We start from the raw sequence: 12,504 nt of genomic DNA on the forward strand, positions 1-12,504 counted from the left end.
CAGGCGCCCACCGTCGAAAGCAGCGGTGATCTTCTTGCGGCCAACGGCTGGAAACGGGAAGGTGGCAGGTGTATCGTCCGGCATGGCGAGTGTGGCACAGGGCAATTGGTGGCAGGGATTAGTCTCAACAACCAAATCCTACGCTGCTTCAAGTGCTTAAGCTACACTCGCCAGCCTTCATCAACCTTCCCATGCATAAGAACGGCTAAAGCCCTGTTCTGGTCAGGGGTGATCCGCCCAAGGCGGTCGTCGGCCAGACCGAACTTCTTCAGCTGCTGCCCACAACTGCAATCGCGTTCTGATCAACTGCCGGGTAGCGGGCCAGCGTGTCGTAGGCCGCAGGCACGTCACTCAGGTTGTCCGCGCGCGTGACCGTCTCCTTCTGCGCTTCGGTTCCGGCATAGCCTCGGAAATCGACTTGCGATCACACAAAGAAGAGCATTCGCCGGCGAAACTAATCAAGAGGAGGATGAGGACTAGATCTCTCTAGGGCGCCTGAATGTCATGGGCCTAAAAGACCTAAGCTCGCAGCATTACTCCCGTCAGGCGGCGCCGAGCCTCGTGCCATCCTCCGGATCGTGTCCATCACGTGAAACTTTGAGGCCAAGCGAGGATCAGCATGGCCACGTTCATCGGCAACCACACTCAGCGGCACGCCAACCTGAATCCCCCTATGCGGCAATTCCTGCTCACGGGAGTGTACAGCCAATCATTTCGGGTATGCTGCCCTGGTGCTGCCCACGATCCGCAGGGTGATTACCAGCTAAGTGAGAAATCCAAGAAGGTTAGAACCTTCAAGGGGTTTGGCTGGTGCTGCCAGAGAGGATCGAACTCTCGACCTCTCCCTTACCAAGGGAGTGCTCTACCACTGAGCTACGGCAGCGCGCCAACGGGGAGGGCCGCTTACTGCCACAGGGCAGCCCTCCATGCAAGCTTGAAAATGATCTTTATTCGGCCGCCTGGACTTTCCGCTCCAGGGGGAGCCTGAGCGCAGTCCAGACCTCCACTAGGGCGGCGGCGAGGGCGTCGATGTGGGCGTTCGAGTGGAAGGGGCCAGGAGTGATGCGCAGACGCTCGGTGCCACGGGGCACGGTGGGGTAGTTGATCGGCTGAATATAGATGCCGTGCTTGTTCAACAGCCGGTCCGAGGCTGCCTTGCAGGCTTCCGCATCTCCCACCATCACCGGTACGATATGCGTGACCGTGTCGAGGACAGGCAGGCCGACGCCGCTGAGCACCGCTTTGGTGCGGGCCACTTGACGCTGCTGCTGCTGGCGTTCGGTGGACGATTCCTTGAGGTGCCGGATGGATGCCGTGGCGGCTGCCGCGACGGCCGGCGGCAGGGCGGTGGTGAAGATGAAGCCTGGGGCGAAGCTGCGGATGGCGTCCATCACGGCCCTGGTGCCGGTCAGATAACCGCCCATGACCCCGAAGGCCTTGCCCAGCGTGCCCTCGATCACGTCGATCCGGTGCATCGCGCCCTCGCGCTCGGCAATGCCGGCGCCGCGAGGGCCGTACATGCCCACCGCATGAACCTCGTCGATATAGGTCATGGCGCCATAGCGCTCAGCCAGATCGCAGATGGCATGGACCGGGGAGATGTCGCCATCCATGGAATACACGCTCTCGAACACGATCAGCTTGGGTCGATCACCGGCCGCCTGGAGCAGCTCTTCCAGGTGGACGAGATCGTTGTGGCGGAAGATCGCCTTGTCGCAGCCGGACTGACGCACGCCCTCAATCATCGAATTGTGGTTGAGCGCGTCCGACAGGATCAGGCAGTTCGGGATCAGCTTGGCGAGCGTCGAGATGCCGGTCTGGTTCGAGACGTAGCCCGAGGTGAAGACCAGCGCCGCCTCCTTGCCGTGCAGGTCGGCGAGTTCGGCCTCGAGCGCCACGATGGGATTGCTGTTGCCGGAGATGTTGCGGGTGCCGCCGGCTCCAGTGCCAAGGCGCCAGGCGGCTTCGACCATGGCGCGGGTGACGTCCCGGTTCTGGCCCATGCCGAGATAGTCGTTGGAGCACCAGACGGTGATGGGACAGGGGCCCTCCGGAGAGTGCCAGATCGCCTGGGGATAACGGCCGGCCAGCCGCTCAATATCGGCAAAAACGCGGTAGCGCCGCTCGGCCTGGAGGCGCTCGAGGGCTGACGTGAAGAAGTTCTGATATTCCATCATCTCACCGGGTGGGCAACGCAATGCCCGAGGATACTGGACCTATTATGCCAGATCACATTGATCCGGGTCAAAGTCCTGCAACTGTGATATTGCGGTTGAGAGCCGCTTGCGAAGCCTCTATTTGATCAAGGCGACGATGGGTCGCGTGAACCATGACTGACGTGAAATCGCAAGAGAAAGCTGACCGGCTGAAGGCGGCCTTGAAAGAGAATCTTAAGCGTCGCAAGGCTCAGGCTCGGGGACGGCAGGCTGTGAAGACGTCCGGAACCGAAGCTAAGAGCTTGAGCGTTTCAGCTGAGCGCGACAAGCCGTCAGACTAGCCTGAAGGGCTCAAGGCGCGCATAGCGCATAGCTCGCTAAAAATATTGCAAGGGGAATTCGATGGATCGCATTCGCATCCGAGGCGGCGCGCCTCTCAACGGCTTGATTCCGATTTCAGGTGCCAAGAATGCGGCCCTGCCTCTCATGATCGCCAGCCTTCTGACGGAGGAGAACCTGGAGCTCGGCAATGTGCCGCGGCTCGCCGATATCTCCTCGCTCCTGCGAATCATGAGTAATTTCGGCGTCGATCACTCGATTGCCGGCCGCCGGCCCGGCCAGTCCTCGGAGACGGGGCAGACCATCCGACTCACGGCCAAGAACATCATCGACACCACGGCCCCGTACGAACTGGTCTCGACCATGCGGGCGAGCTTTTGGGTCATCGCTCCCCTGGTGGCTCGGTTCGGTCATGCCAAGGTGTCCATGCCGGGCGGCTGCGCCATCGGTACCCGGCCGGTCGACCTCCTCATCATGGCACTCGCCAAGCTGGGAGCGGCCATTGAGATCGAGGGTGGTTACGTGGTGGCGACCGCTCCTAAAGGTCTGATCGGCGCCGAGATCGATTTCCCGAAGGTGACGGTCGGCGGCACCCATGTAGCCCTGATGGCGGCGACACTTGCCCAGGGCACGACCGTGATCCGCAACGCCGCCCGCGAGCCGGAGGTGGTGGACCTGGCCGAATGCCTGATCAAGATGGGCGCCAGGATTGAAGGAGCCGGCACCTCCGAGATCGTGGTCGAGGGCGTATCCCGCCTCGGTGGGACCTCCCATGACGTCATGCCCGACCGGATCGAGACCGGCACCTATGCCATGGCGGTGGCCATGACGGGCGGAGACCTCATTCTGGACAACACCCGGCCCGAATATCTCCAGGCCGCTCTCGACGTGCTGGGCCAAGCGGGCGTGGAGGTATCCTCGACCCATGGCGGCATTCGCATCCGGCGCAACGGCAATGGCATTCAGCCGGTCGATGTGACCACCGATCCGTTCCCCGGTTTCCCGACCGATCTGCAGGCCCAGTTCATGGCCCTCATGACCCGGGCGAACGGCACGTCCCGCATCCGCGAGACGATCTTCGAAAACCGCTTCATGCACGTGCAGGAGCTCGCCCGCCTCGGCGCACAGATACGCCTCGACGGGGACAGCGCCTATGTGGATGGCGTGGCCGGCCTCAAGGGAGCGCCGGTCATGGCGACGGATCTTCGCGCCTCCGTTTCCCTGGTCATTGCGGGCCTCGTGGCTGAAGGCGAGACCACCATCAACCGGGTCTACCACCTGGATCGTGGCTTCGAGGCGCTCGAAGCCAAGCTCGCCCGTTGCGGCGCTCAGATCGAGCGCCTGAGGGGCTAAGGACAGAAGGGCCGGCATTTTCAGCCGGCCTTTTCTTTTCGAGCCATGAAGAAGAAGCCGCAGCCGAAAGGTTGCGCCAGGGCAGGGGGCTCTCTACCTAAACCTTAAAGTTCAACAATAGGTTGGTGCCCCCATGGATCTCCTGAGACTTGTCGCTTTCGATCCGGAAGATCTTGCCGTCATCTCCGCCCACTTGCAGGATTCCCTGCTCAGGGTGGGCGATATCGCCTATCTGCCCCGGGAACGGCGTTTCGCCGTTCAGACCCGCCGTTATGACTGGGAGGCGGCAACCCCCCAGCGCCGGCTGACCTGCATGCATTTCGAGAATGTCACGGGCGTGCGCGTCCGCGGCATCGACCAGACCAACAAGGATGCGGTTCTTAACCTTCTCGCCATTGCCTTCGAGGAGACCAACGCCCCATCGGGCACGGCCACCTTGATCTTTGCCGAAGGTGGCGCCATCCAGGTGGACTTGGAGTGCATCGAAATGCAGATGAAAGATACCGGTCCCGTCTGGGCTGCCGAAAGCCGCCCCTCGCACGAGGAACAGCTCCAGTCGGCGGAGCGCCTGTAATGACGCAAAGGCTCGATGCGCGGGAGCCGTCCTTCCCGCAGGCTTTCGCGGCTCTCCTCTCGGCCAAGCGGGAGGTATCGGAGGATGTGGATCAGGCCGTCCGTGCCATCATCGAGGACGTGGTGGTGCGGGGCGACGAAGCTCTGATCGATTTCACCTATCGCTTCGATGGGCTGGCGCTCCAGCCTGAAACCCTGCGCATTTCGGACGCCGAGATCGACGCCGCCGAGGCCCAGTGCCCGAAGGAGGCGCTGGAAGCTCTCGCGCTGGCAAAGGAACGCATCGAGACCTACCACCGGACGCAGCGCCCGCAGGATTCCATGACCACGGACCCGCTCGGGGTCACGCTGGGCTGGCGCTGGACCGCGATCGAATCCGTCGGGCTTTACGTGCCCGGCGGCCGGGCGAGTTATCCCTCCTCCGTCCTGATGAATGCGGTGCCGGCAAAGGTCGCAGGGGTACCCCGCATCGCCATGGTGGTGCCGACCCCGAAGGGCGAGACGAACCCGCTCGTCCTGGCGGCCGCGCGCCTCGCCGGCGTCGACGAAGTCTTTCGCGTGGGAGGCGCGCAGGCGGTGGCTGCGCTCGCCTATGGTACCGAGTCCGTGCGGCCGGTCGCCAAGATCGTCGGTCCCGGGAATGCCTATGTGGCGGCCGCCAAGCGCCGCGTCTTCGGCCAGGTCGGCATCGATATGATTGCCGGTCCCTCCGAGGTGCTGATCCTGGCGGATGCCCACGGCAATCCTGATTGGATCGCCGCCGACCTTCTGGCCCAGGCCGAGCATGACCCCGCAGCGCAGTCGATCCTCGTCACGGATAGCCCCGCTCTCGCCGATGCGGTGGAGAAGGCGGTCGAGCGCCAGCTTCAGACCCTGCCCAAGGCGGAGATCGCCGGCGCGAGCTGGCGCGATTACGGCGCCATTATCCTGATCGATCGTTTGGAGAACGCCATTCCCCTGGTGGACCGGCTTGCTCCCGAGCACCTGGAAATCGAGACGGAGAATGCAGAGGAGCTTGCCTCCAAGGTGCGAAATGCAGGTTCGATCTTCCTCGGCAGCCACACGCCTGAAGCCATCGGCGACTATGTGGGTGGTCCGAACCACGTGCTGCCCACAGCCCGGTCAGCCCGGTTCTCGTCCGGCCTGGGCGTGCTTGACTTCATGAAGCGAACCTCGATCCTGAAATGCGATGCGGACGCTCTGCGTGCGCTCGGCCCAGCGGCGATTACGCTCGGGCGATCGGAAGGGCTGGAGGGGCATGCGCGGTCGGTCGCGATCCGCCTGAATCTCTAAAGGGCGAGCGGAGGGGGGATGGCGAGCGAAGCGAAGGAGCGGACCCGGCTGGTCGCCGTCACGCTCGACGAGGCCTCCATCGGCCGCGGCAATCCCGATCAGGAGCATGAGCGAGCCATCGCCATCTATGACATTCTCGAAGAAAACACCTTCGCCCTGCCGAACTACGACGGTGGGCCTTATGCGTTGCGCATATCGCTCATCGAGAAAAAACTTTGCTTCGAGGTCACGGCACAGGACGGCGCGCATCTCGTTTCGCATCACCTGTCGCTGACGCCGTTCCGCAGAGCCATCCGCGATTACGAGATGATCTGCGACAGCTATTACCAGGCGATCCGCTCTGCCTCGCCGGCTCAAATCGAAGCCATCGATATGGGACGGCGCGGATTGCACAACGAAGCGGCCGAACTCTTGATGAAGCGCCTGGATGGCAAGCTGATCCTCGATTTCGATACGGCGCGCCGCATCTTCACATTGATCTTCGCGCTGCACTGGAAGGGCTGACGCTTGGACGAGCCCCGCTCGAAACGGATCCATTCGGTTCTGTTCGTCTGCGCCATGAATGCAGTGCGCTCCCCCATGGCGGAAGCCATTGCGCGCCATTACTTCGGCAAGTCGATTTATGTGCAATCCGCCGGCGTTCGCAAGAGCGAGACGGATGGGTTCATGGCATCGATCCTGGCCGAGATCGGGATCGATGCATCCAAGCACAAGCCGCGCACGCTCCAGGAGTTGGAGGAGTGGGAGGGGCTCAACTTCGACCTCATCATCTCCCTCTCGCCGGAGGCGCATCATGCAGCGCTGGAGCTGACGCGCACCATCGCCGCCGACGTCGAATACTGGCCGACGCCTGACCCGACGATCACGCAGGGCTCGCGCGAGCAGGTGCTCGACGCCTATCGCAATATCCGCGACGGATTGATGTACCGCATCCGCCTGCGGCTCAAGCAGAGCTCATCCAAAAGCCCTGATGATGGAGAGGGTGCCTAGGCCCACCAGGAGACCGACGATGTCGATCCGCGTCACGGCCATCGCCACGATGGCCGCACTGAGGGCAATGATCGCGGGCGGACCATTGTCGATCACCACCGGCAGGATCGTTGCCAGGATGATGGAGCCGGGCAGGGCGCGCAGGCCCCGCTCGATGCGCGGCGTAAGCCGGACCCGACTCATGACCACGACCCCTGCGATGCGGCACAGGAACGTCACCAGGGTCATGGCGGCAATGGCGATAACGGATCCCCATGGGCTCGCGATGACGGCACCGAGAGAGCTCATTCGATCAGCATCCCGGCTGCGACCCCGGCCAAAGCGCCGGCGATGATGAAGACATAGCCGGGCACGAGGGCATGGACGACGAGGGAGACCAAGCCGGCCACGAGCCAGGGCAGGGCGAGCTTTGCGCCCTTCCACAGGGGCACGAGCATGACGCCGAAAAAGATCGGCATGACGAGATCGAGGCCGAAGCGCCTCGGCTCCGGCACGAGGGCGCCGGCGAAGAAGCCGGTGAGCGTTGCGACGAGCCAGACCAGCCAGAGGATGATTCCGCACCCCAAAAGCACACCCACATCGCGGCCGCCCTCGCTGTGATAGCGGGTGCCGACAAGCCAGCCCGCTTCGGTGAGGAGAAAGAGATTGAGGGCAGTGCGGGCGAGCGGCTCATCCTTGAGCCAGGGCTGAAGGGTGGCGCCAAGAAGGATCATGCGCGCATTCACGACGGCGGTGACGGTCATGATCGTGAGGATCGTCGAAGGCGTCCAGACCTGCTGCCAGATTTCGAGCCCGACCATCTGGGAGGCACCGGCATAGACGAAGGCGGAGAGGCCGAGTGTTTCGCCGAGCGACAGGCCCTTCTGGGCCGCTGCCGTGCCGAAGGCCACGGCAAACATGATGAAGCCCGGAAAGGCGGGCAAGGCGGCACGGGCGCCGTGCCGAAGACCTGCAGTGGAAAAATGAGGGCGGAGAGCGGGGGACATGAGCGTCACGCTCTGTGCCGTCCCGCATCCCCGCCGTCAATTGGAGATTAGTGTCTTGTGGGCGAAGGAGCCATGCTCTAGCCGACGGTGCCGTTGACCATCGGGTAGATCTCGAGGAATCCTTCGTAGATCATCTTGAGCGACACGTAGAGGATGATCGCCAAGCCGACGTACGCGATCCAGCGGTAGCGCTGGAGCAGGCGGGCGATAAACGAGGCTGCAATACCCATGAGGGCGATCGACAGAAGCAGACCGAACGCGAGGATGTAGGGGTGCTCGCGTGCGGCGCCGGCCACCGCGAGCACGTTGTCGAGGGACATCGACACGTCGGCGATGATGATCTGCCAGGCAGCCTGGGCGAAGGTCTTGCGCGGGACGCCTCCGGCAATGGTGCCGTCCTCGTTGATGTCTCGACCCTCCAGAGCCTCCTCTGCTGCATGCTGCTCGGCCTCATGGCCGGTACGCAGTTCTCGCCACATCTTCCAGCAGACCCAGAGCAGTAGGATACCACCGGCAAGGAGAAGGCCCACGATCTGGAGGAGCTGGGTCGTGATCAGTGCGAAAATGATACGCAGGACGGTGGCGGCCAGGACGCCGAGCAGGATCGCCTTGTTGCGCTGCTCCTTGGGAAGACCGGCGGCGGCCAGGCCGATGACGATGGCATTGTCGCCGGCGAGTGCGAGATCGATGCCCACGACCATCAGAAAGGCGACGACCTCGGGTCCGAAAAACTGCGAGAGTTCAAACATGCAGTGCCTCATATGTCGGGTTGGGAGCAGCGCATGCGAAACGTTCAAAAAGACGCATCTGGCACTGGCCTGGTCCGGAATTCCTCGGACCGGGAGCCGAAATGCAGGCAAAACCGTCTTTTTGAACGAACCCAGGCCGCCCTGGTTTTCATCCAGTCCGACATCGCCGCTCCCATTCTAAGAGCGACCAGAGGGGCCCGGCCTGGCTACAGGGGTCCATCTAGACAAGATGCCGCGGAGGATCAAGTGATCTCCCGCGGGGCTCTGGCTACTGTCCTATAGTTTAATAGACGTTTTCTCAGGGCTGTTCATTCGAACAGGTCTTGTTGAGAAGCATTCTCTGCAGGACATCAGAAGCTTGATCCAGGCTGCGGCCTCGGGCCATATCGGTCTCAATAACCTTGGGCGCGGGATGCGCCTGCTGGGAGGTCGTCCATGTCTGTTCTCCATGAAGGCTCCGAGCCTCCGCGGCACCGCGGACCGGTGCGTGCCCCGCAAAGCTTGGCTGGTGGCCTGCTTCTCATCGCACTAGCCGCTCTGGCGCTCTGGCTGACGCAGGATCTCGACCAGGGCACGCTTAACGCCATGGGCCCGGCCATGCTGCCGCGCTGGCTCGCCATCGGAGTCGGCCTGTCCGGCTTGGCCCTGCTGGCCGCCGCCTTCCTCAAGAACGGCGATCTTCTGGAGCGCTGGAGCCTACGCGGCCCGGTCTTTGTCATCGGAGCCATCTTGGCCTTCGCCGTCACGATCCGCCCCTTCTCCTTCGGCGGCGGCCTGACCACGCCAGGTCTTGGCTTGCTCGTCGCCGGCCCCTTGGCGATCATCCTCGGCGGCTTCGCCACCCCCGAGGCGCGGTTGCGGGATCTGGTGATCCTGGCCTTGAGCCTCACCCCGTTCTGCATGGTGCTGTTCGGCGACCTGTTGAACCTACCCATCCCGGTCTTCCCGCAGGCCCTCACCGGCCTGTTCCCCGCCGATTGGTCGCAGAAGGCAGTGCTACGGGCCACGGCCGCCATCATGGCTGCGGTAGCCATTCTGGTGTTTCTCACCACGCGCAACCGTCGCCGGGCCCCGGTCGATGTCGCCGACCATAGCGGGAGAATCTGATGGGTGATTTCTTTGCCAACCTGAGCCTCGGCTTCGGCGTCGCCCTGACCCCGATCAACCTCGGGCTCGCCTTTCTGGGCTGTCTCGTCGGTACGCTGATCGGCGTGCTGCCCGGCGTCGGTCCCATCGCCACCATCGCCATGCTGCTGCCGATCACCTTCGGGCTCGATCCGACCGGCGCCCTGATCATGCTGGCCGGCATCTACTACGGTGCCCAGTATGGCGGCTCGACCACGGCGATCCTGGTCAACATTCCCGGCGAGGCCACCTCCGTGGTCACCGCGCTCGACGGCCACCAGATGGCCCGCCAGGGCCGCGCCGGCGTGGCGCTCGGCATCGCGGCCATCGGGTCGTTCTTCGCCGGCACCGTGGCGACCCTCGTCATTGCGGCGCTGGGCGCCCCGCTCACCGGCCTGGCGCTGGTCTTCGGCCCGACCGAGTACTTCTCGCTCATGGTCATGGGGCTGGTTTTCGCGGTCGTGCTGGCGCGCGGCTCGATCCTGAAAGCCATCGCCATGATCCTGGTCGGCGTTCTGCTCTCGACCGTCGGCACCGATCTCGAGACCGGCGAGGAGCGCATGACCTTCGGGCTGCCGTTCCTGGCCGACGGCATCGACTTTGCCGTGCTCGCCATGGGCATCTTCGGCATCGCTGAGGTCATGCGCAACCTCGACCATACCGAGCACCGGGATGTGATGCGCCAGGCCATCGGCCGCCTCTTACCGAGCAAGGAGGACTTCAAGCAGTCCTACAAGCCCATTCTGCGCGGCACCTTCATCGGGGCGATTCTGGGCATCCTGCCGGGCAACGGCGCGGTACTTGGGCCGTTTGCCGCCTACACGCTGGAAAAGAAGCTCGCCAAGGATCCGCGCCGCTTCGGCCGCGGCGCCATCGAGGGCGTGGCCGGGCCGGAATCGGCCAACAATGCTGGGGCGCAGACCTCGTTCATTCCGCTGCTGACGCTCGGCATCCCGCCGAACGCCGTGATGGCCCTGATGGTCGGCGCCATGACCATCCACGGCATCATTCCGGGCCCGCAGGTGATGACCAAGAACCCGACCCTGTTCTGGGGCATGATCGCCTCGATGTGGGTGGGCAACCTGATGCTGCTCATCATCAACCTGCCGCTAGTGGGCATGTGGGTGCGGCTGTTGAAGGTGCCGTACCGGCTGATGTTCCCGGCGATCCTGATGTTCTGCTGCATCGGCATCTACTCGATCAACTCGCTGCCCACCGATGTCATGTTCATTGGGCTATTCGGCTTCGTGGGCTACGCGCTGATCAAGTTCGGCTTCGAGCCGGCCCCGATGCTGCTCGGCTTCGTACTCGGCAAGCTGATGGAGGAGAACCTGCGGCGCGCGCTGATCATCTCGCGCGGGTCGCTGGAAACCTTCATCGACCGTCCGATCAGTGCCGGCCTGCTCGCCGTCGCCGCTATCCTGCTTGTGATTGCCCTCCTGCCCTCTATCCGGAAGGGACGCGACGAGGTGTTCACGGAGTAGCTTGCCTTCGATCCAGCCTTACCCACATGTAAGGCCATAACTTATCCAGGGAGGAAAACTGATGAAGAAAGTTGTACTGGCTCTTGCCGCTGTCGCCGGCTTGGCCGCAACGGGTGTCCAGGCCCAAGGATACCCCACCCGTCCGATCACCATGATCGTGCCCTTCGCGGCCGGTGGCCCGACGGACGTGATCGCCCGCATCGTCACCGACCACATGAGCCGCACCCTCGGTCAGCAGATCGTAATCGAGAACGTGGCGGGCGCCGGCGGCACCACGGGCATCACCCGCGCTGCCCAGTCCCAGCCCGACGGCTACACCATCATGATGGGCCACATGGGCACTCACGGTGCTGCGCCGGCCCTGTACCCGAACCTGAAATACGATCCGACCAAGGACTTCGCCCCCATCGGGCTCGCGGCCGGCACGCCGATCGTGATCGTGGCCAAGAAGGACTTTCCGGCCAATGACCTGAAGAGCTTCCTCGACTACCTGAAGGCCAACGCCGAGAAGGTGAACATGGCCCATGCAGGCGTGGGCTCCGTCTCCCATTCGACGGGCATCTTCTTCAATTCCGTGGTCAAGGTGAAGCCGACCATGGTCGCCTATCGCGGCACGGGTCCAGCCCTGAACGACCTGATGGGCAACACGGTCGACTTCATGACCGACCAGATCGTCAACGTGGCTCCGCAGATCCAAGGCGGGAACATCAAGGCCTTCGCCATCGCGACCCCTGAGCGCTCCCCGGTGCTGCCGAACGTGCCGACCACCAAGGAAGCCGGCCTTGAGGGTTATGAGGTCAGCGCTTGGAACGCGGCCTTCGCGCCGAAGGGCACCCCCCCGGAGGTGGTCAAGAAGCTGAGCGACGCGCTTATCAAGTCTCTCGAGGACGAGAATACCAAGAAGCGCCTCCTGGAGCTTGGCGGCGTGATCCCAAGCGCAACCGAGCGGACCCCGGAAGCCTTGCAGAAGCTCGTCGAGAGCGAGGTGGCCCGCTGGACCCCGGTTCTCAAGGCCGCCGGCGCTACGGCCGAATAGGCTTTTCAAAGCTTGAGCATTCAAAGCGGCGGGCCCCAGGCCCGCCGTTCTCATTTCGGGCTTTGAGATCTCGAACAGGACTTGAAATTGCCCGCCTGGGCGATTACACCCTGCCTCATGTGCAGCCGTAGCTCAGTTGGTTAGAGCACCAGATTGTGGATCTGGGGGTCCCCCGTTCGAGCCGGGGCGGCTGTACCATCTATAAAATAAAGCTTTCAGCGCTTTCGAACCTTCGACCTATGCTCCCCCCTTGGGGCGCCGGGCTAGACGTTCTGGTTCCTTCAAAGACCTCCCAATCGGTTTTAAAACGCTCTGTGAGCATCCGGTCTCCCTGGGCTCTTCAGACCTGCAATTCAGTCACTGACGATGGCTATTGCTCGGCTTTGTGGAGTAAATTCTTCCTGTCAAGCTGAACAGGGG

12 protein-coding genes and 2 tRNA genes are annotated in these 12,504 nt (G+C 63.2%); 9 read left to right on the plus strand and 5 right to left on the minus strand.

Going from position 1 to position 12,504, the window contains the following annotated elements:
* Positions 1-808 precede the first annotated feature (808 nt).
* Both FS320_RS17570 and hemA read right to left on the minus strand, forming a co-directional pair.
* Positions 809-883, minus strand: a tRNA-Thr gene (locus FS320_RS17570).
* 64 nt (positions 884-947) lie between these two features.
* Positions 948-2,174, minus strand: a complete 1,227-nt coding sequence (gene hemA / locus FS320_RS17575) for a 5-aminolevulinate synthase (protein WP_152713148.1) — start codon at positions 2,172-2,174, stop codon at positions 948-950.
* Between the two features lie 384 nt (positions 2,175-2,558).
* Here hemA and murA point away from each other — a divergent pair, with 384 nt between their 5' ends.
* From murA to FS320_RS17600, 5 genes are all read left to right on the plus strand, one after another.
* Entirely contained in the window at positions 2,559-3,848 is a 1,290-nt protein-coding gene (gene murA / locus FS320_RS17580; RefSeq protein ID WP_152713125.1) for a UDP-N-acetylglucosamine 1-carboxyvinyltransferase, read from the plus strand.
* A 133-nt stretch (positions 3,849-3,981) separates the two neighbouring features.
* On the plus strand, positions 3,982-4,422 hold the full coding sequence (locus FS320_RS17585; RefSeq protein WP_152713126.1) for a DUF2948 family protein: 441 nt from the start codon (positions 3,982-3,984) through the stop codon (positions 4,420-4,422).
* A complete protein-coding gene (gene hisD, locus FS320_RS17590; RefSeq protein ID WP_152713127.1) occupies positions 4,422-5,714 on the plus strand; it encodes a histidinol dehydrogenase in 1,293 nt (430 codons plus the stop codon). The genes FS320_RS17585 and hisD overlap by 1 nt, the downstream gene beginning before the upstream one ends.
* Before the next feature lie 18 nt (positions 5,715-5,732).
* Positions 5,733-6,218 carry a UPF0262 family protein gene (locus tag FS320_RS17595; RefSeq protein WP_152713128.1) on the plus strand — a complete coding sequence of 162 codons (486 nt, stop codon included), beginning with the start codon at positions 5,733-5,735 and terminating at the stop codon, positions 6,216-6,218.
* A 3-nt stretch (positions 6,219-6,221) separates the two neighbouring features.
* Positions 6,222-6,704, plus strand: a complete 483-nt coding sequence (locus FS320_RS17600; RefSeq protein WP_152713129.1) for an arsenate-mycothiol transferase ArsC — start codon at positions 6,222-6,224, stop codon at positions 6,702-6,704.
* Here the strand turns inward: FS320_RS17600 and FS320_RS17605 are convergent.
* The 3 genes from FS320_RS17605 to FS320_RS17615 form a co-directional block, all read right to left on the minus strand.
* Positions 6,669-6,992, minus strand: a complete 324-nt coding sequence (locus FS320_RS17605) for an AzlD family protein (protein WP_152713130.1) — start codon at positions 6,990-6,992, stop codon at positions 6,669-6,671. The two genes, FS320_RS17600 and FS320_RS17605, sit on opposite strands and share 36 nt — an antisense overlap.
* Positions 6,989-7,690, minus strand: a complete 702-nt coding sequence (locus FS320_RS17610) for an AzlC family ABC transporter permease (protein WP_152713131.1) — start codon at positions 7,688-7,690, stop codon at positions 6,989-6,991. The genes FS320_RS17605 and FS320_RS17610 overlap by 4 nt, the downstream gene beginning before the upstream one ends.
* A gap of 77 nt (positions 7,691-7,767) precedes the next feature.
* On the minus strand, positions 7,768-8,439 hold the full coding sequence (locus tag FS320_RS17615; RefSeq protein ID WP_152713132.1) for a TerC family protein: 672 nt from the start codon (positions 8,437-8,439) through the stop codon (positions 7,768-7,770).
* 435 nt (positions 8,440-8,874) lie between these two features.
* Between FS320_RS17615 and FS320_RS17620 the strand changes: the two genes are divergently transcribed.
* The 4 genes from FS320_RS17620 (at position 8,875) to FS320_RS17635 (ending at position 12,282) form a co-directional block, all read left to right on the plus strand.
* On the plus strand, positions 8,875-9,546 hold the full coding sequence (locus tag FS320_RS17620; protein ID WP_152713133.1) for a tripartite tricarboxylate transporter TctB family protein: 672 nt from the start codon (positions 8,875-8,877) through the stop codon (positions 9,544-9,546).
* Positions 9,546-11,048: a tripartite tricarboxylate transporter permease gene (locus FS320_RS17625; RefSeq protein ID WP_152713134.1), complete on the plus strand. Its 1,503-nt coding sequence runs from the start codon at positions 9,546-9,548 to the stop codon at positions 11,046-11,048. The genes FS320_RS17620 and FS320_RS17625 overlap by 1 nt, the downstream gene beginning before the upstream one ends.
* 61 nt (positions 11,049-11,109) lie before the next feature.
* Entirely contained in the window at positions 11,110-12,084 is a 975-nt protein-coding gene (locus tag FS320_RS17630) for a tripartite tricarboxylate transporter substrate binding protein BugD (protein WP_152713135.1), read from the plus strand.
* A gap of 121 nt (positions 12,085-12,205) precedes the next feature.
* A tRNA-His gene (locus FS320_RS17635) sits at positions 12,206-12,282 on the plus strand.
* The last annotated feature ends 222 nt before the right edge of the window (positions 12,283-12,504 follow it).

This window comes from Microvirga tunisiensis (assembly GCF_009296175.1).
GTDB classification, from domain to species: Bacteria; Pseudomonadota; Alphaproteobacteria; order Rhizobiales; family Beijerinckiaceae; genus Microvirga; species Microvirga tunisiensis.